General features: G+C 56.5%; 19 protein-coding genes and 1 pseudogene. 10 read left to right on the top strand and 10 right to left on the bottom strand.

Annotated features, from left to right (window positions below; all coding sequences use genetic code 11):
- Positions 1-22 precede the first annotated feature (22 nt).
- On the bottom strand, positions 23-793 hold the full coding sequence (locus tag OCH02_RS05040) for a hypothetical protein (RefSeq protein ID WP_261430168.1): 771 nt from the start codon (positions 791-793) through the stop codon (positions 23-25).
- Between the two features lie 310 nt (positions 794-1,103).
- Here OCH02_RS05040 and OCH02_RS05035 point away from each other — a divergent pair, with 310 nt between their 5' ends.
- From OCH02_RS05035 to fusA, 4 genes are all read left to right on the top strand, one after another.
- Complete coding sequence (locus tag OCH02_RS05035; protein ID WP_261430167.1) at positions 1,104-2,120, top strand: iron ABC transporter substrate-binding protein; 1,017 nt, start codon at positions 1,104-1,106, stop codon at positions 2,118-2,120.
- A 33-nt stretch (positions 2,121-2,153) separates the two neighbouring features.
- The gene (locus OCH02_RS05030; RefSeq protein WP_261430166.1) at positions 2,154-3,737 is read left to right on the top strand and encodes an ABC transporter permease; all 1,584 of its coding nucleotides are present in this window, start codon (positions 2,154-2,156) and stop codon (positions 3,735-3,737) included.
- Entirely contained in the window at positions 3,734-4,771 is a 1,038-nt protein-coding gene (locus OCH02_RS05025; protein ID WP_261430165.1) for an ABC transporter ATP-binding protein, read from the top strand. Before OCH02_RS05030 ends, OCH02_RS05025 begins: the two co-directional genes overlap by 4 nt.
- 224 nt (positions 4,772-4,995) lie before the next feature.
- Positions 4,996-7,101 (top strand): elongation factor G, encoded by a 2,106-nt coding sequence (gene fusA / locus OCH02_RS05020; RefSeq protein ID WP_153860341.1) that lies wholly within the window; start codon positions 4,996-4,998, stop codon positions 7,099-7,101.
- 31 nt (positions 7,102-7,132) lie between these two features.
- Here fusA and OCH02_RS05015 read toward each other — a convergent pair whose 3' ends face one another.
- From OCH02_RS05015 to OCH02_RS05005, 3 genes and pseudogenes are all read right to left on the bottom strand, one after another.
- A complete protein-coding gene (locus OCH02_RS05015) occupies positions 7,133-8,098 on the bottom strand; it encodes a DMT family transporter (RefSeq protein WP_261430163.1) in 966 nt (321 codons plus the stop codon).
- A 180-nt stretch (positions 8,099-8,278) separates the two neighbouring features.
- Positions 8,279-9,386: pseudogene (locus OCH02_RS05010) on the bottom strand (ABC transporter substrate-binding protein).
- A 337-nt stretch (positions 9,387-9,723) separates the two neighbouring features.
- Positions 9,724-10,551: an AraC family transcriptional regulator gene (locus tag OCH02_RS05005; protein WP_261430791.1), complete on the bottom strand. Its 828-nt coding sequence runs from the start codon at positions 10,549-10,551 to the stop codon at positions 9,724-9,726.
- Between the two features lie 213 nt (positions 10,552-10,764).
- On the opposite strand from OCH02_RS05005, the gene OCH02_RS05000 reads away from it, so the two are divergent.
- Positions 10,765-12,198 (top strand): NAD-dependent succinate-semialdehyde dehydrogenase, encoded by a 1,434-nt coding sequence (locus tag OCH02_RS05000; protein ID WP_261430161.1) that lies wholly within the window; start codon positions 10,765-10,767, stop codon positions 12,196-12,198.
- Between the two features lie 117 nt (positions 12,199-12,315).
- Here OCH02_RS05000 and OCH02_RS04995 read toward each other — a convergent pair whose 3' ends face one another.
- Genes OCH02_RS04995 through OCH02_RS04985 form a run of 3 tightly spaced genes read right to left on the bottom strand, consistent with a single transcriptional unit; the run spans position 12,316 to position 15,196 of the window.
- Positions 12,316-13,224 carry an alpha/beta hydrolase gene (locus tag OCH02_RS04995; protein ID WP_261430160.1) on the bottom strand — a complete coding sequence of 303 codons (909 nt, stop codon included), beginning with the start codon at positions 13,222-13,224 and terminating at the stop codon, positions 12,316-12,318.
- On the bottom strand, positions 13,214-14,110 hold the full coding sequence (locus tag OCH02_RS04990) for an alpha/beta fold hydrolase (protein ID WP_261430159.1): 897 nt from the start codon (positions 14,108-14,110) through the stop codon (positions 13,214-13,216). The genes OCH02_RS04995 and OCH02_RS04990 overlap by 11 nt, the downstream gene beginning before the upstream one ends.
- Before the next feature lie 30 nt (positions 14,111-14,140).
- Positions 14,141-15,196 (bottom strand): sugar phosphate isomerase/epimerase family protein, encoded by a 1,056-nt coding sequence (locus tag OCH02_RS04985; RefSeq protein WP_261430157.1) that lies wholly within the window; start codon positions 15,194-15,196, stop codon positions 14,141-14,143.
- Positions 15,197-15,337: 141 nt separating this feature from the next.
- Between OCH02_RS04985 and OCH02_RS04980 the strand changes: the two genes are divergently transcribed.
- Entirely contained in the window at positions 15,338-15,922 is a 585-nt protein-coding gene (locus tag OCH02_RS04980) for a TetR/AcrR family transcriptional regulator (RefSeq protein ID WP_261430156.1), read from the top strand.
- On the opposite strand, the gene OCH02_RS04975 is transcribed toward OCH02_RS04980, so the two are convergent.
- The 3 genes from OCH02_RS04975 to OCH02_RS04965 form a co-directional block, all read right to left on the bottom strand.
- Entirely contained in the window at positions 15,923-16,225 is a 303-nt protein-coding gene (locus OCH02_RS04975) for a cupin domain-containing protein (protein ID WP_261430155.1), read from the bottom strand.
- A gap of 101 nt (positions 16,226-16,326) precedes the next feature.
- The gene (locus tag OCH02_RS04970) at positions 16,327-18,207 is read right to left on the bottom strand and encodes a potassium transporter Kup (RefSeq protein ID WP_261430153.1); all 1,881 of its coding nucleotides are present in this window, start codon (positions 18,205-18,207) and stop codon (positions 16,327-16,329) included.
- A gap of 86 nt (positions 18,208-18,293) precedes the next feature.
- Positions 18,294-19,280, bottom strand: a complete 987-nt coding sequence (locus OCH02_RS04965; protein WP_261430152.1) for a LysR substrate-binding domain-containing protein — start codon at positions 19,278-19,280, stop codon at positions 18,294-18,296.
- Between the two features lie 93 nt (positions 19,281-19,373).
- Here OCH02_RS04965 and OCH02_RS04960 point away from each other — a divergent pair, with 93 nt between their 5' ends.
- The 4 genes from OCH02_RS04960 to OCH02_RS04945 are packed head-to-tail and all read left to right on the top strand — an operon-like array spanning position 19,374 to position 22,919.
- On the top strand, positions 19,374-20,324 hold the full coding sequence (locus tag OCH02_RS04960) for a branched-chain amino acid ABC transporter permease (RefSeq protein WP_261430150.1): 951 nt from the start codon (positions 19,374-19,376) through the stop codon (positions 20,322-20,324).
- Positions 20,325-20,333: 9 nt separating this feature from the next.
- Complete coding sequence (locus OCH02_RS04955; protein WP_261430149.1) at positions 20,334-21,446, top strand: ABC transporter permease subunit; 1,113 nt, start codon at positions 20,334-20,336, stop codon at positions 21,444-21,446.
- Positions 21,443-22,213 carry an ABC transporter ATP-binding protein gene (locus tag OCH02_RS04950; protein WP_261430148.1) on the top strand — a complete coding sequence of 257 codons (771 nt, stop codon included), beginning with the start codon at positions 21,443-21,445 and terminating at the stop codon, positions 22,211-22,213. The genes OCH02_RS04955 and OCH02_RS04950 overlap by 4 nt, the downstream gene beginning before the upstream one ends.
- A complete protein-coding gene (locus OCH02_RS04945) occupies positions 22,206-22,919 on the top strand; it encodes an ABC transporter ATP-binding protein (protein WP_261430147.1) in 714 nt (237 codons plus the stop codon). Before OCH02_RS04950 ends, OCH02_RS04945 begins: the two co-directional genes overlap by 8 nt.
- The last annotated feature ends 14 nt before the right edge of the window (positions 22,920-22,933 follow it).

The raw sequence follows: 22,933 nt of genomic DNA, 5'->3' as shown, positions 1-22,933 counted from the left end.
GCAGGCTCCACATTTTTGCGTATTAATCCTGTAACCGCTTTTGCATCAGCGTCAGGTAAGTGACCAGACTGACGATCGCCACCAGAAATAAACCGCTGGTACCCGCAGCTCCCAACCCCATACCGCCATTGCCGGCAGGTTGCGACAACAAATCCCCGCAGGAGGCTCCCAAAGGCCGCGTTAACACGTAAGCAATCCAAAAGCACAACACGCTATTGGCTTTAAACAGGTAATGCGCGATGGCAGTGATACCAATCAGGGCACCGAACAACAGAGTCGAATAGCCATATCCCAGTTGCAATCCTTCCGCAACCCAGTCACCGGCAGCGGTGCCAAGAGCAAAGGTAAACAGGATGGCCGCCCAGTAAAACAGCTCCCGTTTCGGCGTATCAATGGCATGAATCGACAGCGTATGTTCGGCGTTGTACCAAACCATAAAGGTGGCGACCAACATCACGCTGAACAAGGCGGTGGAGAATGCCAACGAAATACCGAAGTGATCGGTAAGGTTATCGGTAATCAATGTACCAAAGACGCTGATCAGTACCACGGCAATCCAGTACAACACCGGGACATAGCGTCTGGCGCGAATTTGGAAAAACAACGCCACCAGTAACAACCCCCCCGTAATCAGTGAAGTATTGGTCAAACCGACGTTGAGATCCATATTGAGGTAATCCGCCGCGGTTTCCCCCACGGTGGTAGACATCATTTTGATCAGCCAGAAAAACAACGTGACTTCCGGCACTTTGTTCAGCCAATTAATGGCTGGTCTTTCAGTGGCTAAGGACATATCCAACTCCTGTGAATGAGAAATACAGGAACCAGTATCGCAACCGAGACTTAGCACTGACTTAGGGAATGGCATGAGTGAGGTTTAAACATAATAAATACTGATGAATATCAGGTGTCAGGGCCGACTACTTATGCTGAAACTTAATTTTTCCTTAGGGTGAGATAATTATTGAGCTAAAACTAAAAATAAATTAATACGAATCGTTTTCACTATCATTATTAATGTTCTTATATACAATCAGGGCTTCCAACGTCCGTTTGGCACAACTGGCATTTCTTCTCTGCACTCTTTAAATAAGGATGACTGTATGAAGCTGCGTTTCACTTCTCTCGGCCCGATTGCCCTGTTGGCATCGTCCATGATGCTGGCCTTCTCGGCCAATGCGGCATCCCAGGATGAAGGCATTGTTGTTTATAACGCCCAACACGAAAACCTGGTGAAGTCCTGGGTGGACGGTTTTACCAAAGACACCGGCATTAAAGTGACCCTGCGTAACGGCGGCGACAGCGAGTTGGGCAACCAACTGGTGCAAGAAGGCAGCGCATCCCCCGCCGACGTTTTTTTAACGGAAAACTCCCCGTCGATGGTACTGGTAGATAACGCCAAGCTGTTTGCCCCGCTGGATGCCGCGACGCTGGCCCAGGTTGAACCACAGTACCGTCCGCAACACGGCCGCTGGATTGGCATTGCCGCCCGCTCAACGGTGTTCGTCTATAACCCGGCGAAGCTGACCGAGGCACAGTTGCCCAAGTCACTGCTGGATCTGGCCAAGCCAGAATGGAAAGGCCGCTGGGCCGCCTCACCTTCAGGGGCTGATTTCCAGGCCATTGTCAGCGCACTGCTGGAGCTGAAAGGCGAAAAAGTCACGCTGGAATGGCTGAAGGCGATGAAAACCAACTTCACCGCTTATAAAGGCAACAGCACCGTCATGAAAGCGGTCAATGCCGGCCAAATCGACAGCGGCGTGATCTACCATTATTATCCGTTCGTCGACGGCGCCAAGACCGGCGAGAACAGTAAAAATATCAAACTGTATTACTTCAAACATCAGGATCCGGGCGCGTTCGTCAGCATCTCAGGCGGTGGCGTGCTGGCTTCCAGCAAACACCAAAAACAGGCGCAAGAATTCGTTAAGTGGATCACCGGTAAAAACGGCCAGGAGATCCTGCGCACCAATAACGCCTTCGAATATGCCGTTGGCGTCAATGCGGCTTCTAATCCGAAACTGGTACCGCTGAAAGAACTGGACGCACCAAAGGTTGACGCTTCTGCATTGAACGGTAAAAAAGTGGTCGAACTGATGACTCAAGCCGGGCTGATGTAAGCCGGTTGATTAGTACAGAGAGTTTTTAGCCCTATGTCGAATACAGGTTTCAACGCCGCCGGCTCAAAGCCACGGTATACTTCGGCCCGTCGCCATCAACGGCCCGGGTTGTTTATCGTGGCGGTCGCCATTTTACTCTCCCTGCTGGCGCTACTGCCGCTGGGGTTTGTCATTAGCGTGGCGTTTGAAACCGGTTGGCCAACGGTAAAAGCGCTGGTATTCCGCCCCCGGGTGGCCGAACTGCTGCTGAACACCCTGCTGTTGGTGGTGTTTACACTGCCGATTTGCGCCATTCTGGGGGTAGCGCTGGCCTGGCTAACCGAACGCACTACGCTGCCGGGCCGTCGCATTTGGTCGTTATTGGCTACCGCGCCGTTGGCGGTGCCGGCTTTCGTGCAAAGCTACGCCTGGATCAGCCTGGTGCCTTCGATGCATGGGTTGGGGGCCGGGGTGTTTATCTCGGTCATCGCCTACTTCCCCTTTATTTATCTGCCAACCGCTGCGGTATTACGCCGGTTGGATCCCGGTATTGAAGACGTTGCCACTTCGCTCGGAACACGCCCGCTGGCGGTGTTTTTCCGCGTGGTGCTGCCACAGCTAAAACTGGCAGTTTGGGGCGGCTCGCTGCTGATCGCGCTGCACCTGCTGGCCGAGTACGGCCTGTATGCGATGATCCGCTTTGACACCTTCACTACCGCCATTTTCGATCAGTTCCAGTCGACCTTTAACGGCCCGGCGGCCAATATGCTGGCCGGGGTGCTGGTGCTGTGCTGCCTGGGATTATTAATGCTGGAAGCCGTCAGCCGCGGGCGAGCGCGTTATGCCCGCGTCGGTTCCGGCAGTGCGCGCAGTCAAACGGCTTATCGCCTTGGGCCCATCACCACCCTGTTCTGCCTGCTACTGCCCCTGAGCCTCACCGCGCTGGCGCTGGGCGTGCCTTTTATCACATTGGCCCGCTGGTTGACCCTGGGCGGCGTTGAGGTGTGGCGCAACAGCGAATTGCTGCCCGCCTTGCTGCAAACACTGTCACTGGCCGCCAGTGGCGCGCTGCTGATCACGCTGTGCGCTATCCCTATGGCCTGGCTGTCGGTACGCTATCCGGCGCGGCTATATCGGGTATTGGAGGGTTGTAATTACATCACCAGTTCACTGCCCGGCATTGTGTTGGCACTGGCGCTGGTGACCATCACCATTCACAGCTTCCGACCGATTTATCAGACTGAAATCACCCTGCTGCTGGCCTACTTATTGATGTTTATGCCACGGGCGTTGATCAACCTGCGCGCGGGTATTGCCCAGGCACCGGTCGAGCTGGAAAACGTTGCACGTAGCCTCGGTCGTTCGCCGGCGGCAGCATTATGGAGCACCACGCTGCGTCTGGCGGCCCCCGGTGCCGCCGCCGGTGCCGCATTGGTGTTTCTGGCGATCGCCAATGAGCTGACCGCCACGCTGCTGCTGGCCCCCAACGGCACCCGCACGCTGGCCACCGGGTTCTGGGCGCTGACCAGTGAGATAGACTACGTGGCGGCCGCACCCTACGCCCTGATTATGGTGGTGTTGTCATTGCCACTGACCTGGCTTCTTTATTCTCAATCCAAACGTACGGCGGGATTATGAGCACGCTTGAACTGCAAGGCATCGGTAAATCCTATAACTCAGTCAAGGTGCTGGAGCATGTTGATTTGAACGTGGCACAGGGCAGCCGTACGGCGATAGTCGGCCCTTCCGGCTCGGGGAAAACCACCCTGTTGCGCATTATTGCCGGTTTTGAAATACCGGACAGCGGCCAGGTGATGCTGCAAGGGCAAGCGATGGCCAACGGCGGCGGCTGGGTACCGGCACACCTGCGTGGCATCGGTTTTGTCCCCCAGGACGGTGCGTTATTCCCGCACTTTACCGTAGCCGGCAATATTGGTTTCGGCCTGAAGGGCAGCAAGCGTGACAAGCAACTGCGTATTGATGCACTGATGGAGATGGTGGCGCTGGATCGTCGCCTGGGGGCACTGTGGCCGCATGAGCTTTCCGGTGGTCAGCAACAACGGGTGGCGTTGGCCCGTGCGCTGTCTCAGCAACCCAAGTTGATGCTGTTGGACGAACCCTTCTCCGCGCTGGATACCGGCCTGCGTGCCGCGACCCGCAAAGCGGTGGCGGAACTGCTGGCCGAAGCCAACGTCGCGTCGATTCTGGTGACCCACGATCAAACTGAAGCCTTGTCGTTTGCCGATCAGGTAGCGGTAATGCGCAATGGCCGCTTGGCGCAGGTCGGGCCGCCGCAAGATCTTTACTTAAGGCCGGTGGACGAACCGACCGCCACCTTTTTGGGCGAAACGCTGGTACTTTCCGCAGAACTGGAACAGGGCTGGGCGGATTGCGCATTAGGACGGATTGCCGTTGACGATCGTCAGCGCCGTGGCCCCGCTCGCATCATGCTCCGTCCTGAGCAGATCCAGATTAGCCAGTCCGAGCCACAGCAACAGAGCCAGGCGGTGGTAACCGGTATTGATTTTGCCGGTTTTGTCTCGACCTTAAACCTGCACATGACCGGCAGTAATATGGCGATCGAGATTAAAACCATCAGCCGCGAAGGTCTCCGTACCGGTTCTCACGTCAATCTGAATATCATCGGCCAGGCGCATATCTTTGCCGAGTAGACCCTCAAGGGGGCTTACCGCCCCTTATTCCTTAATCTTGTGCCGACACGCCCGAACGAAAAAACCTATCGCAGCCATCGAATACCAAAACCCCCTTCATCAACTACGATTAGTCTGTGACCGGTGTAAACATTCACCCGTCCGGAGATAACCCACAGAGGATTATCATAATTATTCATACTGTTTGAGCCGCAGCGGTTTAACGCGGCTAAGAAAGGTTAATTATGGCACGTACTACCCCCCTTGAACGCTACCGCAATATCGGCATCTCGGCGCACATCGATGCCGGCAAAACCACTACCACCGAGCGGATTCTGTTTTACACCGGGGTCAGTCACAAGCTGGGCGAAGTGCACGACGGCGCCGCCACCATGGACTGGATGGCACAGGAGCAGGAACGCGGCATCACCATTACTTCGGCGGCGACTACCTGTTTCTGGAACGGCATGCAGCATAATTATCCGCAGCACCGCATCAATATTATCGACACCCCAGGACACGTGGATTTCACCATTGAGGTCGAACGTTCAATGCGGGTATTGGACGGCGCGGTAATGGTCTATGACTCGGTGGGTGGCGTACAGCCGCAATCGGAGACCGTCTGGCGTCAGGCCAATAAATACAAGGTTCCGCGGCTGGCATTCGTCAATAAAATGGACCGAGTGGGGGCCGACTTCTTCCGCGTACGCAAAATGATGATCGAACGGCTGAAAGCCAACCCGGTGCCGATCGTCATCCCGATTGGTGCCGAAGACCATTTCACCGGCGTGGTGGATTTGGTGCGCATGAAAGCCATCCTGTGGGACGAGGCTACGCAAGGCATGAGCTTCAGCTTTGAAGAGATCCCGGCAGAACTGCGCGACTCCGCGCAGGAATGGCGGGATAAAATGATAGAAGCCGCCGCCGAAGGCTCGGAAGAGCTGATGGACAAATACCTCAATCAGGTGCCATTGAGCGAAGAAGAAATCGTCCGTGGTCTGCGTCTGCGCACCGTGGCCGGCGAAATTCAGCCGATGCTGTGCGGCTCGGCCTTCCGTAACAAGGGCGTGCAGCGCATGCTCGATGCGGTGATTGAACTGATGCCTTCACCGCTGGATGTTCCACCGATGGAAGGCCATGACGAGCGAGATAACATTGTCATTCGCCGGGCTGCCGACGACGAAAAATTCTCGGCGCTGGCCTTCAAGCTGATGACCGACCCCTTCGTCGGCCAACTGACCTTCGTGCGGGTCTATTCCGGCGTGCTGACCAAAGGCAGCAGCGTCTATAACCCGGTGAAAGACAAGAAAGAACGCATTGGCCGCATCGTACAAATGCACGCCAATGACCGTAAAGATGTCGAAGAACTGCATGCCGGGGATATCGCCGCCTGCGTGGGGCTAAAAGACGTCACCACCGGCGACACGCTGTGCGACCCTAACGCCATTATCACGCTGGAAAAAATGGTATTCCCTGAACCGGTGATCGCCCAGGCGATTGAGCCTAAAACCAAGGCCGATCAGGAAAGGATGGGGATTGCCCTGCAGCGCCTTTCTTCGGAAGATCCGTCGTTCCGCGTTCGTACAGATGAAGACTCCGGCCAGACCATTATTTACGGCATGGGTGAACTGCACCTGGAAATCATCGTCGATCGTATGCGCCGTGAGTTTGGCGTGGCAACCACCACCGGCAAACCGCAGGTGTCTTACCGCGAAACCATTCGCAAGCGCGTGGCCGACGTGGAAGGCAAGTTCGTGCGCCAATCCGGGGGTAAAGGCCAGTACGGCCACGTGGTGTTTACCGTGGAACCCAATGAGCCTGGCAAAGGCTTCGAGTTTTTCGATGAGATCAAGGGCGGCGTGATCCCGGGCGAGTTTATCCCGGCGGTGAAAAAGGGCGTGCTGGAGGCGCTGAATACCGGCGTACTGGCCGGTTATCAGGTAGTGGATGTCAAGGTTCACCTGACCTTCGGCTCCTACCACGACGTCGACTCTTCGGAACAGGCTTTCCGCATGGCGGCGATTTTCGGCTTTAAAGAAGCCTGTCGCCAGGCCGACCCGGTTATTCTCGAGCCGATCATGTCGGTAGAAGTGGAAACGCCCGAGGATTACGCCGGTAGCGTCATGGGCGACCTGTCATCGCGGCGCGGTCTGGTACAAGGCATGGAGGACATTCCCGGCGGCGGCGGTAAGGAGATCCACGCCAAGGTGCCGTTATCCGAAATGTTCGGCTATTCAACCACACTGCGTTCCATGTCACAGGGGCGCGCCACCTACACCATGGAATTCAGCCACTACGCAGAAGCACCGCGCAACGTGGCCGAAGAGATCATTCATCACCGGAAATCTTGAGTTGACTGCCTGCCGCCGCCAGCGGCAGGCTTCACTCTTTTGTGGCCAGAGCCACCACCACCGGCTGCGGCTTGATCCGCATCGCATAAATCACGCCGATAATCAGGCAGCTAATCCCGCCCAGCGTCAACAGCGGTGGCCAGGCCTGACGCAGCATAAAGGTGTAAGCCAGTCCGGCCAGTATTTCGAAGACGATCAGCGGCCCCACCAACACCGTCGGCAAGCGTTGACTCGCTTCATTCCAGCACAGCGCGCCAATCCACGAGCACAGCATGCCAATGGCGATCATCAAGGGAACAAACACTTCCGGCCTTGGCCCAAACGGTAGCGCAAACGTCGGCTGGGTTAAAGCCAATTGCCCGCAAACCAACAGATAGCCCACCAACGCCAGCGGTAAGGTAACCAATCCTTGCGCGGTCGCCCAGGTGGCAGGCCTTTGGCTCGGATTGTCTCGCAGCCAGCGGGCATTGCGCAGCGGGAACCAGGTCCAGCAAGCCACCGCCAGCAAGGCCAGCCCAAGCCCACTGGTGTAACGCCAGACATCAATCGGTGCCGTATTACCCCGCAATTCGGCAAGGTTAACCAGCGCCAATCCGCAGGCGATCAATGCCAACGCCGGTGTCAGTTTACGCCACGAAAGTCGCCCGTCATGCCGGCTGTAAAACAGGTTGGCGGTCACCGAGATAACCACCGGCAGCGTACCGATAATCATGGTGGAAACGGGCGCCCCGGTGCGCTGAATGGCACTGGCCAGGCACAGGTAATACAGCAGGTTACCGATCGCCGTCAGTTTTAGCGCCTCCAGCCAATCGTTACGATGTAACTTTTTCAACCGCTGACGATCAAACCATGCCAGCGGTAAAGCGATCAATCCAAAGGCCAAATAACGCCCGGTAGACAGCAACGCCGCCGGATATTCAGGGATCATAACCGGACCAACAAAAATCAATCCCCACATCAACCCTGCGGACAGGGCAAATAACACGCCAACAAACATAGTGACTCCATCAACGACCAGGCGCAGCAGGCTGGCCCCATGAATTAATTCTGGCGCCAGCCTAACCTACTCGTGCAGAGGAATATTGTAGCAAATTGCTGTTTTAGCCGGTCGGGTAAACACTTCGCAAACCGAACTGAATGTTTGCGGGTCGTATCTCATCATGGGGTCGCGGTGACTTTATTCCCATGCGGTAACAGCAAATGTCCCCTCCGGTTTAACCGGTAAATATTTTTCGTAGTAATCCAGGTAGTTCTTTACCGGGTCAACATCTTTAAACTGTTCTGGGTAAAGTGATTTGGCAATAAACTGAATCATGGCGAAGTCGGAAAGCGTTCTTGATGCCCCCTGGTACACGCCGAATAATTGCTTGTTTTTTATCGCCGGCAATGAGTTCCAGCCATTACGCGTGGAAAAAGCTATAAGCTGTTGAACAGCCGTGCTTTTATCAACCCCCACCCCCATTGATAGCGCTGACGAAACCTTATTGTTTTCTCTACCGGAGATGAAAATAGCATCAGGCTTGGCAAACAGAAGTTGTTCTGGGTTAATCACACCCCACCACTCAAAAAAGGGTTCGGCAATATTGTCTGCGCCTGCAAGCTTCAGCATCGCCCCCCACATATTCTTACCGTAGGTGAACGAATAATCGCCAGGCCCTTTATTCCCAAACTCAATATAAACCTTGGGTTTCTTTAATCCTGACGCATTGACTCTACGCTGCACGTCAGCAATGTTATTAGCGTAAAGCGCCGATAATTCCTGAGCGCGTTTTTCTTGCCCCGTGAGTATGCCGAATATTTTTGTAGAGCTGACATGTCTTTCGACAGTTTGTGCATTGTAGTCTACCACGACTACTGGGATTTTTAATTCTTCCAGGCGTGAGACCTCATGTTTCAAAGCAACATATTGCCATTCAGCCAAAATAATGACGTCCGGCTTCAATGATATTATATTTTCAAGCGAGATATTATGGAGATCCACCTCGCCAATATCGGCGATACGAGCCAGTGAGGGCTGGTGTTTAACATACATATTCCAATTTGCCGGAACCTTTCCCCGCCAGGCTTCACGAGAAATGCCGATGACACGCTCGTATGCCGCTTCCCCCCCCTACGGCCATGTAGTCTTCAAAGTAAAAACCTAAAACCGCCCTTTTTACCGGGGTATCAAGCGTAATTTTCCGCCCCAGAACATCGGTTAATGTGGTAGTGGCCGCACTGGTGATGCCAGGCATAATTAAAAAAATGGCGAACAGCATAAAGGTTCTAAAATTTCGAGCGCCCATAAAATGGAGGTCCTCAGGAGTGGGGTTATTCTAAATTATTGTTTATTTCTTTTTCGTCAAAAACACGCAAATGATAATAGTTTTTATTAAGATTCATATCAACTACAATCGCAACCCCCCTTTACGTTTGGAATAAAGAATTCGAGCTCGCCGACCCCTTTAGCATTAATTACCAGATGGATGGGAAAATGCAGCACAAACCCATGTCTTAATCAGAAAAATAGGCGGTGCCGCTTTAAATTAAAAGGTAGGAAGTCGGCATTCACATGCTCAAATTAATTTAAGAGGGCCAGAAACAGCCCCTCTCTCCTGGACAGGCAACGGAACGTCTGTTTTTTCACCGGGTCGTAACCTGTTTTTGATAACGCACCGGCGTGACACCGTAACGATTAGCAAAGGCACGGGTCAAATGCGCCTGGTCGGTTAACCCTACCGCCGCCGCGACCTGTGCCGCAGGCATACCGCGCCCCAGCATCTGCTTGGCCTGCGACAGGCGGATCGCCATCAGCATTTGCTGCGGAGAAACATGGTATTGGGCTTTGAACTTACGCAGAAAGTGATAAGGGCTGAGAGAAACCAGTGCCGCCAGTTGATCCAGAGTAATCACGGCGGAGAAGTTATCCTGCAGGTAACTTTTGACGATATCAAACCGGTGCGCCGCTTCGGCTTTTAACGGGCGAGCCACTTGAATATGCGGGCGGAAGATATCGACCACCTGCGCCAGCAAATGGTCAATGGTCAGCGGATCGCTGGCCTGCCAGAGTGCGGCCAACGTGGCGGACAATTGCTGTGCCGCCTGCACGTCCTGGCGCACCGCATCGGTGAACCAGAATCCCTGTTCACCAGACAGCAACTCCAGCGTATCCGGTTCCAGATAAAGCATGCGGTAGTTCCAGCCACCAGGGGTTTCGGCCTCACCGGTGTGCAGCTCGTCCGGGTTCATCAACACTAATGACCCCGGTGCAGCCCGATGCTGCGCGCCACGATAGCGGAAACGCTCGGCTCCAAAATCGACGGTACCGATGGCAAAAGCATTATGGGTGTGGGGTTCAAAGGCATAACGCTCTATATGGGCGTGATAAAGCTCTACGCCCGGCATCTGCACTAACTGCCGGAACTGCGCACTGTCTTTTTCAAAGGGAAACTGCTCTGGAACACCCTGCACCGTACCGCCCTGCTTCAATGCCGTTGGTGGCTGTATGATAGTCAAAGCGGCGTGGTTTGAGTAGTGGCGCACGCGGTGCGCTGGACGCTGCGGTTCATTGCGCGTAGGGTATTTTATCCGGTGCTCAACGCCTGTCAGTCAGCGTCGACGCCGTGATTATCCCGCCGCAGAGTGGGAAAGCTGTCTTTAACCCCCTGAAAGTAAGAGGCAACAATGTATCCAGATACTCAACTCTATATCGACGGACAATGGCGCAACGCAGTCGCCGGTAAAACCACGCCGGTCACCAACCCCGCGACCGATGAGGTGATTGGCAGCGTGGCACACGCCACCACAGCCGATCTCGATCTGGCGCTGGCCGCAACCGAACGCGGTTTTAAAGTCTGGCGCGAAACCTCCGCTTACCAGCGGGCCAATCTGATGCGTAAAGCCGCTGCACTGTTTCGTGAGCGTGCAGATAAAATTGCCGCGATCATGAGCCAGGAACAAGGCAAACCTGTGGCGCAGGCCAAGGTCGAAATTCTTAACTCGGCGGACGTGATTGACTGGTTTGCCGGCGAAGCCAGCCGCACCTACGGCCAGATAATCCCGTCCCGCAGCCAGGACGTTCAGCAGCAAACCCTGAAGCTGCCGGTGGGGCCGGTTGCCGCGTTTACCCCGTGGAACTTCCCGATTAACCAGATTGTTCGCAAACTGTCTGCCGCGTTGGCCGCGGGTTGTTCCATCATCATTAAAGGCCCGGAAGAAACCCCGGCGTCCCCGGCCGAACTGATCAGAGCCTTTGCCGACGCGGGTATTCCTGCCGGTGTGATCGCACTGGTGTACGGCACCCCGGCAGAAATCTCGGAGTACCTGATCCCGCATCCGACCATTCGCAAAATCTCGTTCACCGGCTCAACCCGTGTGGGCAAGCATTTGGCGGCGCTGGCCGGGCAGCATATGAAAAAAGCCACCATGGAGCTGGGCGGTCATGCACCGGTGCTGATTTTTGACGATGCCGATCTTGATGCGGCCGCCAAAGAACTGGCGCAGGCCAAGTTCCGTAATGCCGGCCAGGTGTGCATCGCCCCAACCCGCTTCCTGATCCAGCAGGGCGTTTATGAGGCCTTTATCGAGAAGTTCACCGCTGCGGTGCGTGAAATCAAAATGGGCAATGGGTTGCAGGACGGTGTGACTATGGGGCCGATGGTGCTGCAACGCAGCGTGGACGCCATTGAGGCCTTCGTGAAGGATGCCATCGCCGAGGGTGCCAAAGCGACTACCGGCGGCAAGCGCGTGGCAGGCCCCGGCAATTTCTTCGAACCGACGGTATTGCGCGACGTGCCACTGAGTGCGCGAGCGATGTCTGAAGAACCCTTTGGCCCGGTCGCCCTGCTGCGCCCGTTCGCCAGCTACGAGGAAGCCATCGCCGAAGCCAATCGCCTGCCTTACGGTCTGGCGGCCTATGCCTACAGCCGCAGCATCGCTACGGTGACGGCCTTGGGGCGTGATGTGGAAAGCGGCATGCTCAGCATCAACCATATCGGTTTCGGCCTGCCGGAAACGCCGTTTGGCGGGGTGAAAGACTCCGGTCACGGTACCGAAGGCGGCAGCGAAGCCATAGAGTCCTATCTGGAAACCCGCTTTGTCACCGTTGCCGGGCGCTAATTAACAGTCCCTCTCCCTTGGGAGAGGGTTCTGCCTGTTTCCCCTCACCCCGGCCCTCTCCCCCTGGAGAGGGCGATCCTCACTCAGGCTTCAGCGTAAACATTACCGCGACCTCGTTCAGCCAACCTTTTCAAACAACATTCGTGCCGCCGGGGTCAAGCCCAGCATATGAATGCAGGCGTGTACCATGCCCGGTAGCCGTTCACAGCGTACCGCTACCCCATCGTCACGCAACCGCTGGGCATAATGCTCGGCCTCATCGCGCAACGGATCGTACTCACAGCTCAGAATGATCGCCGGTGGCAACTGCCGCAACGTCGCGGCATGCAGCGGTTCTGCATAAGGGTCATGCCCCTGGGCTTCGTCCCCCAGATACTGCCCCCAGCAAAACGCCATGACCTCCCTGGTCAGGTAGTAACCCTGTGCATAAGCCTGGTAACTCGCCGTATCCATAGCGCGACTCAACGCCGGATACAGCAATAGCTGATGTTCAATCCGTGGGCCATTGCGGTCACGGGCCAACAGCGCAACGGCGGCTGCCAAATTGCCACCGGCGCTGTCCCCTCCCACCGCGATCCGCGAGGCATCAATTCCCCATTCATCGGCGCGTTCAACGACCCCGCACAGCGCCAGATACAGGTCTTCCAGTGGCGCTGGAAACGGATGCTCCGGAGCCAGACGATAATCAACCGACAAGATCAGCCGCCCGGTAGCATTGGCCAACGCCTGGCAAGGCCGGTCATACAGCGCCAGCGAGCCCAGGCACCAGCCGCCGCCATGGGCGTACAGCATCGCCGGCATAGGTTTACCTCTTGGCACGCCCGATGGCCAGTAAGCCCGAATGGCGATCTGGCGCCCGTCGTTGGCGATGATCCGCCCATCCCTGACGCCGCCACTGGGTTCGCTCTCACCTTGTAATGCCAGCAGCCCGGCCTCTGCGGCTGCGCGCATCTCAAACAGGGAGGCCGGTGCGGCAACCGCCGCCGTTTCCGCCAGAAAACGGGCAATCTGTGAGTCAAGCGGCATCGGCCAGACTCCCTGACAAGAATGGCACTACCAGAGCGATAAACGCCTCCGGGCACTCTTCGGTGATGAAATGACCGCAGTCAGCGACCGTTTCGCCACGCAGGTTAACGGCGTTGCCCTGCAACGTGACATAGGGCGCATCGCCAGTGGCGTGCTCGGCACCAATGGTCATCACCGGCATGCTGAGCGGTGTCTCGGCCCGACGCTGATTTTGCCGGATGGTTTCCGGAATGGCGCGATAATAATCAAAACCGGCCCGCAGGCTGCCAGGTGCAGAATAGGCGGCAATGTAAGTTTCCGCCGCCACCCGATCGCGGCGATAGGACCAGCGGTTAAAGATATAGCTGAGATATTCTCTCTCACGACCCAGCGTCAAGGCTTCAGGCAAATCCGCCAGTTGGTTGAACATGAAGTGCCACAGGAAAATGTTTTGTTCTGCCGGTACAAAAATCGGTGGCGCGGGTGCCAACCCTGGGATCACCGCCTCCGTCAGTACCAGCCCCGTCACCGCCTGCGGGAAGTCGCTCGCCATGGCATAACCCACCCACATGCCAATGTCATGACCAACCAACTGATAACGCGGATGTCCCAGTTGCAGCATGGTCTGATGCAAGGTGGCGGCCACGCTGCCGGTGTCATAGCCGCCGTTCGGCTTGTCCGAGTCGCCAATGCCCGGCGGGTCGACCGCTATCGCCTTAAAGCCTGCCGTCGCCAGGGCCCGCATCACATGACGCCAGGTGTACCAGGTTTGCGGCCAACCCGGGATCAGCAGTACCGGCCGTCCTTCGCCAAGCGTCACACAGTGGATTCGGTTGCCGTTTATCCGCGTATAGACGTGTTCGGGTTCAGATCCATTCAACATGGACCCGTTATTTTGCAGTGTCATCGGTGTTCTCCGTGGTGGGGATAGCGTGGCTCAGCGCAAGCCAAGCAAGGCATTGATTTGCTGTTGGTCAACCGGCGCACCGGCAAAATCATCAAACACCTTGTCGGTGACGTTGATGATGTGGTCACGAATAAAGGCCGCGCCTTCGCGAGCGCCATCCTGTGGATGTTTCAGGCAACACTCCCACTCCAGCGTCGCCCAACCGGCGTAGCCATGCTGGGTCAGGCGCGAGAAAATGCCTTTGAAATCCACCTGGCCGTCACCCAATGAGCGGAAACGCCCGGCGCGATCGGTCCATGACTGATAACCGCCGTAGATGCCCTGCCGTCCGGTCGGGTTGAACTCGGCGTCCTTGACGTGGAACATGCGGATGAAGTCCTTGTAAATATCGATGTAATCCAGATAGTTCAGCTGTTGCAGCACGAAGTGACTCGGGTCGAACAGGATCTGGCAGCGCGGATGGGCCCCAACGCGCTGATGGAACATTTCGAAGGTCACGCCGTCGTGCAGATCTTCGCTCGGGTGGATTTCATAACACAGGTTCACCCCCTGCTCGTCGCAGGCATTGAGCACCGGCAACCAGCGTTTGGCCAGTTCATCGAACGCCGTTTCGATCAACCCCGCCGGACGCTGCGGGAACGGGAACAAATACGGCCAGGCCAGGGAACCGGAGAAAGTGCCCATCTCACTGAGTCCCAGCCGCGCAGAGGCTTTGGCCGCCAACAGCAACTGCCGGTGTGCCCATTCACCGCGCGCCTGTGGGTTACCATGCAGTTCCGCTGGCGCAAAGCTGTCGCACAATGCGTCATAGGCCGGGTGCACCGCCATCAACTGGCCAAAAATATGGGTAGTAAGTTCACTGACCACCAGACCATGCTCTGCCAACATGCCGACCAGCTCGTCACAATAGGTTTGGCTTTCTGCGGCGGTGGCCAAATCAAACAGGCGGCTATCCCATGCCGGGATTTGCAAAGCTTTAAAGCCGGTTTGCGCCGCCCACTGGGCGATAGCCGGCAGGCTGTTAAAGGGGGCGGCATCGTCACTGAACTGTGCCAGATGCAGGCTTGGGCCTTTTAAGGTTTTCATCCTAAACTCCAATTGGTTGTCGATTGACAAACAATAGGCTTAAATCAATTCCTCAGCAAGTGAATTTTAAAAAATCGTTGGTATTACAGTGGATTTAAGCGATCCTGTTGCGCAGAGCAACAGGTAAACAGGAACAGATGAATGGCAGGCAGACCGCGCGAATTTGACCGTGAACAGGCATTATTGAAAGCCCGGGATCTCTTCTGGCGTCAAGGGTATGAAGGCACCTCCATGTCGGATTTGGTCGCCGAGTTGGGCATTGCCTCTGCGCGTATTTATAAAGCGTTCGGATCGAAAGAGTTGCTGTTCCGCGAAGCCATTGCCTGTTACGAAAACCATGAAGGTGGCTTTGCCGATCGCGCTTTCAGCGAAGAAAACGACGTGCGCGTGGCAATAAAACGCCTGCTGGACGACGCGGTGGCAGTCTACAGCCGCATTGACCTGCCGCAAGGTTGCATGGTGGTCTCTTCCGCCGCCAGCGTCAGTGACGAAAACAGCGGTATCAAAGACTGGCTGGCAGAACACCGTCTGCAGCGCACCCAGGGCATGATTGACCGGCTGCGAACCGCCGTTGCGACGGGGGAACTGCCACCAGAAACTGATGCTGACGCCCTCGGCGACTATTTTGCCGCCTTCCTGCACGGTTTGTCGGTGCAGGCGCGCGATGGCGTCAGCCGGGCACGGTTAGAGGCCGCGGTCAAGGTTGCGCTTTCGGCGCTGGATTGATCACTCCGGTAAATCAAATATCACCAGAGTGCCGTGGCTACCCGCCAGTACCCGGTGAGGCACGCCGGCAGCGGCCTGATACAGTTGCCCGGCGTTAACCCAAATCTGTTCGCCCTGCACTTCAATCCGCAACTGCCCGGAGATCACCAGTAATCCCTCATGATAGTCATGAACCTCATCGGCAATTTCCCGCTGATCCATCCGCAATACTTTGACATTGGCCGGGCCGACACGGCCCAATACGCTGGAACGCCACGCTTCCGGTAAATCGCTGGCCAGCGCAGCAAGATCGAATAATGACATAGGGGCTTCGTCCGTTAGCAGCACCATCGCTGCCACGGCAATTTACCCTCTCACTCGCCGATAGCTAAATACCCATTGATTTTAACCTATAGCCAAACGGCTCACACCGGCACCCGACGGCTGATTTCGACGACCTGGTCGCTCGGCAAATAATAGTAATCCGTCACGTGCATACCGTTACGCACCATCAGCGCAAAAATGTTGCGTTGCCAGGCAGGCAATCGGTCCTTGGCTTCGCGGCGCACCACACTTTCATGCCCTAAATAATAAGTGGCGTCGCCAAAGTTCAACCCGGTTTTTTGAGCCTCGGCATGCTGCAGCAAGCGGGGAATATTGGGTCGTTCCATAAATCCATAGCTCGCCACGCCACACCAAAACCCCGGCGACTGCTGCCGCATCACCAGCCGTTCAGCATTTGCTACCCGGGGTTCATTAACGATCATGATATGCAGCGCCAACACATTGGCGTGCAGCGACCCGTTACGTTTTACGTGCCATTTCATTACCGGCGGCGTGCCGCTCAGGGTACGGGTAAGAAAGATTGCCGTGCCCGGAACCCGAGGGATCTTTTCTGCCTCGAGATGGGCCAGAAAATCTGCCAGCGGCACGCTTTTCTCCCCTAATGTGCGGGAAGCCGCGATCACTCCGCGATGCCAGATTAACATCACGCCATACACCAGGGTGGCCAGCAGCAGTGGTACGTAGCCGCCCTGCATCACCTTGCTGAGGTTGGCCAACAGGAAGCTGAGATCGACGATAAAGAAGCCGCCGGCCACCAACAGGCTGGCGATCGTTCCCCAGCGCCACACCTCGCGCATGGCCACAAACAGCAGTCCGGTAGTCATGATCATGGTGAGCGACACGGCGATACCGTAGGCGGCGGCCAAATTATCGGAAGACTTGAAGAACACCGTCAAAAATACCGTCACCGCCATCAGCAGCCAGTTAATGGCGCCGATGTAAATTTGCCCATAACTTTCTTCGGTGGTCTGTTTGACGCGCAATCGCGGCAGCCAGCCAAGCTGGATCGCCTGGCGGGTCATGGAAAAGGCCCCGCTGATGATCGCCTGACTGGCGATAATGGTGGCCAGGGTCGCCAAAATCACCAGCGGAACTTGTAACACCGGCGGACACAGGCGGAAAAAGATATTCTGGGTGACGTCCGCACCGGAAAGGATCAGTGCGGCCTGCCCGGCATAGTTCAGCAACAGGCTGGGGAAAACAATGCCAAACCAGGCGAGCCAGATCGGTTTTTTGCCAAAGTGCCCCATGTCGGCGTATAGCGCTTCCGCCCCGGTGACACAGAGGAAAACGCCGCCCAGCACCAGGAAACTGGTCAGCCCATTGGAAAACAGAAAATCAATGCCATACAGCGGGTTTAATGCCATCAGTACCGCAGGATGCTGGATAATTCCCCAAATGCCCAGCGCGGCGATGGAAAAGAACCACAGCGCCATAATCGGCCCGAAAACTTTGCCGATGCGCGCGGTGCCCAAGGGTTGAATGGCGAACAGGCTGACCAGGATCACCACCGCCGCCGGCAAGATATAGGGTTGAGACTCGGGCAGGACAATATTCAGCCCCTCCAGCGCCGACAATACCGAAATCGCCGGGGTGATAGCACCATCGCCATAGATCAGCGCCGCACCAAACAGGCCGGCAAACACCACCATCGGTCGGATCTTTTTCTTACTGACCAACAGGGACATCAGCGCCATGATGCCGCCTTCGCCACGGTTATCGATACGCATGGCAAACATGGCGTATTTCAGTGAGGTCACAATCACCAGCGTCCAGAAAATCAGCGACAGCAGGCCAAGGATCACCGGTGGCGAAGGCGCATCACCGGAGAGAAACAGCACGGTTTTCAGGGTATACAGCGGGCTGGTGCCGATATCACCGAACACCACCCCCAATGCCCCGCCGGCCAGCAGCGGCAGACTCATTTTGGGCGTCTGTTCCGGTTCGTTCCCTGTCGTCATTGTGGGCTCCCGACTACGCCATTTTGGATATCATCAGAATAGTCAATTCAGACAGTTAACGTGAGTTCTTTATTGGCCTATTGCACTCAGGCCCCGGCCTCTTTGAGCAACCAGCGTTGCAAATTCAGCCCTTCCGGCGACAGTTCGGTGTTTTGCCTTACGCACAGGTAGTAATCACGGCCGTCATCAATCGCCAGGTCAAACAGCTTAACCAGTTCGCCGCTGCTGAGATAAGGCGCGATCAACGGCTCTCGCATCAGGGCGCAACCCAAACCCGCCTGCACCGCCGCCAGCGTCAGCAAGCCATCTTCAAACATCGGACCGGTACTGCGTAACGGCCGACGGACTCCGGCCAACTGAAACCATTGCATCCAGGTGGTGCGTTCTTCGTCATGCAGCAGCGGCAGGGGTGAAAGTTGATCCGGCGTGTCCAACAGTCCGTGCACCTTGATAAACCCCCGACTGCACACCGGCACCATTTTGCCGGACATCAGTTTTTCACTGCGATAACCGCTCCATTGCCCGGTGCCAAAACGAATCGAGATATCGGCAGCGTCACTGAGGTAATTACGGTGGTTGGCGTACACCACATTGATGTCGATATCAGGGTTTTCGCGCAGAAACCCACGCAAACGCGGAATAAACCAGCCCATGCCGAACAGCGGGATCAGACTGATGGCGACCTGCCGGGAAGCCGATTGCTCACGCACCTGCTCGGTCGCCTGGCGTAATACGTTAAACGCCGAGCGGATCGAGCGGTAATAATCCCGCCCTTCACTGCGCAGGATCAGGGTTCGTCCCTGCCGCTCGGTCAGCGGCATTTGCAGAAAGGCCTCCAGCGTTTTGAGTTGATGACTGACTGCCGAAGGGGATATCGCAAGTTCTTTCGCCGCGGCGGTGATGCTACCCAGGCGGGCGATAGCCTCAAACGCCCGCACCGCGCGCAGCGGCGGATCGTTTGGTAACGCTGTGACGCATTGTTCTGTTTTTTTCATATGTTGACTATTTCGGTTAAACATCGGCGACGATTTAAAATTAATATACAAATAAATCAATAAATTAAAAACACACATTTTCTGTATAAGAAATTATATTTCCGTATTTTACAATTTTCTCTAACTCTCTACTCTGAGCTTCCTGAATCATAATTTTTCGGGACTCCCCCTATGGATACGCTGGTACAGCAGACCGTTAACGGCCTGATGCTCGGCAGCATTTATGCGTTGATCGCCCTGGGTTACACCATGGTGTACGGCATTCTGCGCATCATCAATTTTGCCCACGGCGATGTACTGATGGTTGGCGCACTGAGCGCCCTGTCTACCCTTGGCGTGTTGCAGCATCATTTCCCTGGCCTGTCACCTTACGTCATGCTGTTGCTGGCGGCGCTGGTTGCCATGGCGGTCTGCGCGTTGGTGTCGATGAGTATTGAACGGCTGGCCTACCGTCGCCTGCGTAATGCCCCACGTCTGGCACCGCTGATCAGCGGGATTGGCGTATCGCTGCTGCTGCAAACGCTGGCGATGCTTATCTGGTCGCGCAATCCGTTAATGTTCCCGCAACTGCTGCCCATGTCGCCTATCGCCCTGACCCAGGGTAGCGCCGAACACGCACCCGCGGTGATCACCGTTACCGGTATCGCCACGCTGGGGGTCGCCGTGCTGATGATGGTCGGGTTGCTGCTGCTGGTCGAGCACTCGCGCTTTGGCCGCGCCATGCGCGCCACGGCGGAAAATCCGCAGGTCGCCGGCCTGATGGGCATCGATCCCAACCGCATCATCATACTGACCTTCGCCCTCGGCGGCGCGCTGGCCGCCATAGCGGGCATCATGATGGCCAGCAATTATGGCAATGCCGGTTTCTCCATGGGCTTCCTGCCCGGTATCAAGGCTTTTACTGCTGCCGTGCTGGGCGGTATCGGCAACCTGCGCGGTGCCATGCTCGGCGGATTATTGCTGGGGCTGTTCGAGTCGCTGGGCACCGGTTATCTCGGCGAACTGACCGGCGGCACCTTCGGCAGTAACTATCAGGACGTGTTTGCCTTCCTGATATTGATTGCCGTACTGGTATTGCGCCCATCCGGGCTGTTGGGCGAACGCGTCGCCACCCGCGCCTGAGGACACAAGATGACTATTCTGACCGCTACGCTACACACCGCTTCCCCGCACCGTGCCAGACTTGGTGTGGCTCTGTTTATGCTCGGTCTGCTGCTGGCCCCCTGGGTGGCCGGATCCGTCGGCGGTAACTATTGGGTGCGGGTTGTCGACTTCGCGCTGCTGTATTTGATGCTGGCACTGGGTCTGAACATCGTGGTCGGCCTCACCGGCCTGCTGGACATGGGATTTATCGCTTTTTACGCCGTCGGCGCCTATCTGACAGCACTGCTCTCATCACCGCACCTCACTCAACAATTTCCGCTGCTGTTGCAGTGGTTCCCCGAAGGACTGCATCTGTCGATTCTGTTGTTGATCCCACTGGCAGCAGTGCTGGCAGCGCTGTGCGGCATTCTGCTGGGAGCACCCACGCTGCGGTTGCGTGGAGACTATCTGGCAATCGTCACGCTGGGTTTCGGTGAGATAGTGCGTATTTTGATGCGCAATCTTGACCGGCCACTCAATATCACCAATGGCCCTAAAGGGATTTCCGCTATCGATCCAGTCACGCTGTTCGGCCTGAAATTTTCCGGTATGCACTCGTGGTTTGGCATCCGTTTTTCATCCCTGTATCTCTATTACTACCTGTTCGCCGCCCTGCTTTTGCTGATCCTGTTTGCCTGCCTGCGCCTGCAGCATTCGCGGGTTGGCCGCGCCTGGACCGCCATTCGCGAAGATGAGGACGCGGCGCGGGCGATGGGCATCAACACACGCAACTTCAAGCTGCTGGCTTTCGCCATCGGAGCGACCTTTGGCGGTGTCGCCGGCGCACTTTTTGCCGCGTTCCAGGGTTTTGTCTCACCGGAGTCCTTCACTTTGCAAGAATCGATTGCCGTATTGGCCATGGTGGTGCTGGGCGGCATGGGCCACATACCCGGCGTGATCCTCGGCGCATTGCTGCTGGCCGCCCTGCCAGAACTGCTGCGCAGCACCATGGGGCCACTGCAACAAGCTCTGTTGGGCCAGGTATGGATAGATCCCGAGATTATTCGCCAACTGTTCTATGGATTGGCGCTGATTCTGGTGATGCTGTATCGCCCGGCAGGCCTGTGGCCGGCACGTCACCAACCGGGGGCCGCTTCATGACGCCACTTCTCACACTCAGTCACGTCAGTAAACGCTTTGGCGGGCTGACCGCGGTGGATGACGTCAGCCTCAACATTCACCAGGGCGAGATTTACGGGTTAATCGGGCCGAACGGGGCGGGGAAAACCACCTGTTTCAACCTGATCACTGGCCTGTACCGCGCCGACAGCGGCGAGTTTCGCCTGCAGGACCGCCGCTACAAGCCGCAGGCCATCGACAAGGTGGCGCAGGCCGGTATCGCCCGCACCTTCCAGAACCTGCGCCTGTTCAATGAGATGAGCGTGCTGGAGAACGTGATGGTCGGTTGCCATCTGCGTACCCGCAACGGTTTATGGGCGGCGATCTCACACCATCGGCGTGCCCGAGAAGAAGAACACGCCACGCGAGAGAAATCCCACGCGCTGCTGGAGTATGTCGGCATCAGTCAGTTCGCCCACTACCGCGCCGGCGATCTTTCCTATGGTCACCAGCGTCGGTTGGAAATCGCCCGAGCGCTGGCCACCGAGCCGAAATTACTGGCGCTGGATGAGCCGGCAGCCGGTATGAACGCCGCCGAAAAAGTGGCGCTGCGCGAGCTACTGCAGCGTATCCGCGAAAGTGGAAAAACCCTGTTGTTGATCGAGCACGACGTCAAGCTGGTGATGGGGCTGTGCGATCGCCTGACGGTGCTTGATTACGGCAGAGTGATCGCCGAAGGCAAACCGGCACAGGTACGACGTGAACCGGCGGTGATCCGCGCTTATCTGGGAGGCGCTGCCGATGTCTGAACCCTTATTGATGGTCAAACAGTTAAAAGTATCTTATGGCGGCATTCATGCAGTTAAAGGCATCGATTTTACGGTAAACAGCGGCGAACAGGTGACTTTAATCGGTGCTAACGGCGCAGGTAAAACCTCCAGCCTGCGGGCGCTGACCGGCCTGCAACCCTTCGAAGGGGAAATCCTGTTCGATGGCCGTTCCATTCGCGGTACGCCACCCCATCGCTTATTGCAACAGGGCCTGGTGATGGTTCCGGAAGGCCGCGGTATTTTCGCCCGAATGACGGTGCTGGAAAACCTGCAGCTGGGTGCCTATTCACGCCGTGACAAACCGGCGGTGCGCCAGGATCTGGAACGGGTTTGCTCTATTTTCCCGCGTCTGCGTGAACGGTTGCAACAGCAGGCCGGGCTGCTTTCCGGTGGTGAACAGCAGATGGTGGCCATCGGCCGGGCATTACTCAGTCGTCCGCGCCTGTTGGTGCTGGATGAGCCCTCAATGGGGTTGGCGCCCATCGTGGTTGAAGCCATTTTTGAGGTCATCAAAAGCCTTTCAGGTGACGGTGTCACGCTGCTTTTGGTGGAACAGAATGCCAGACTGGCCCTGGCATCCACTGACCGCGCCTATGTGCTGGACAGCGGCAGCCTGAGCCACTGTGGTCGCTCCGCCGACCTGCTGGATGATGAAAAAATCAAACAAGCCTATTTGGGCGAGTAACCCTTTTTACGTTT

Source organism: Serratia quinivorans, assembly GCF_946227985.1.
Lineage (GTDB): Bacteria > Pseudomonadota > Gammaproteobacteria > Enterobacterales > Enterobacteriaceae > Serratia > Serratia quinivorans_A.
Note: the sequence above shows the minus strand (reverse complement) of the source record. Positions and strands in the feature narration are given on the sequence as shown.

What these genes read in the sequence shown, in the direction of transcription:
- OCH02_RS04970 (WP_261430153.1), bottom strand. Translation starts at nt 18,207, where the DNA reads ATGACGACAGGGAACGAACCGGAACAGACGCCCAAAATGAGTCTGCCG.
- OCH02_RS05030 (WP_261430166.1), top strand. Translation starts at nt 2,154, where the DNA reads ATGTCGAATACAGGTTTCAACGCCGCCGGCTCAAAGCCACGGTATACT.
- OCH02_RS05015 (WP_261430163.1), bottom strand. Translation starts at nt 8,098, where the DNA reads ATGTTTGTTGGCGTGTTATTTGCCCTGTCCGCAGGGTTGATGTGGGGA.
- OCH02_RS04955 (WP_261430149.1), top strand. Translation starts at nt 20,334, where the DNA reads ATGACTATTCTGACCGCTACGCTACACACCGCTTCCCCGCACCGTGCC.
- fusA (WP_153860341.1), top strand. Translation starts at nt 4,996, where the DNA reads ATGGCACGTACTACCCCCCTTGAACGCTACCGCAATATCGGCATCTCG.
- OCH02_RS04985 (WP_261430157.1), bottom strand. Translation starts at nt 15,196, where the DNA reads ATGAAAACCTTAAAAGGCCCAAGCCTGCATCTGGCACAGTTCAGTGAC.
- OCH02_RS04975 (WP_261430155.1), bottom strand. Translation starts at nt 16,225, where the DNA reads ATGTCATTATTCGATCTTGCTGCGCTGGCCAGCGATTTACCGGAAGCG.
- OCH02_RS04960 (WP_261430150.1), top strand. Translation starts at nt 19,374, where the DNA reads ATGGATACGCTGGTACAGCAGACCGTTAACGGCCTGATGCTCGGCAGC.
- OCH02_RS05000 (WP_261430161.1), top strand. Translation starts at nt 10,765, where the DNA reads ATGTATCCAGATACTCAACTCTATATCGACGGACAATGGCGCAACGCA.
- OCH02_RS05035 (WP_261430167.1), top strand. Translation starts at nt 1,104, where the DNA reads ATGAAGCTGCGTTTCACTTCTCTCGGCCCGATTGCCCTGTTGGCATCG.
- OCH02_RS04995 (WP_261430160.1), bottom strand. Translation starts at nt 13,224, where the DNA reads ATGCCGCTTGACTCACAGATTGCCCGTTTTCTGGCGGAAACGGCGGCG.
- OCH02_RS04950 (WP_261430148.1), top strand. Translation starts at nt 21,443, where the DNA reads ATGACGCCACTTCTCACACTCAGTCACGTCAGTAAACGCTTTGGCGGG.
- OCH02_RS04945 (WP_261430147.1), top strand. Translation starts at nt 22,206, where the DNA reads ATGTCTGAACCCTTATTGATGGTCAAACAGTTAAAAGTATCTTATGGC.
- OCH02_RS05025 (WP_261430165.1), top strand. Translation starts at nt 3,734, where the DNA reads ATGAGCACGCTTGAACTGCAAGGCATCGGTAAATCCTATAACTCAGTC.
- OCH02_RS04980 (WP_261430156.1), top strand. Translation starts at nt 15,338, where the DNA reads ATGGCAGGCAGACCGCGCGAATTTGACCGTGAACAGGCATTATTGAAA.
- OCH02_RS05040 (WP_261430168.1), bottom strand. Translation starts at nt 793, where the DNA reads ATGTCCTTAGCCACTGAAAGACCAGCCATTAATTGGCTGAACAAAGTG.
- OCH02_RS04965 (WP_261430152.1), bottom strand. Translation starts at nt 19,280, where the DNA reads ATGTGTGTTTTTAATTTATTGATTTATTTGTATATTAATTTTAAATCG.
- OCH02_RS04990 (WP_261430159.1), bottom strand. Translation starts at nt 14,110, where the DNA reads ATGACACTGCAAAATAACGGGTCCATGTTGAATGGATCTGAACCCGAA.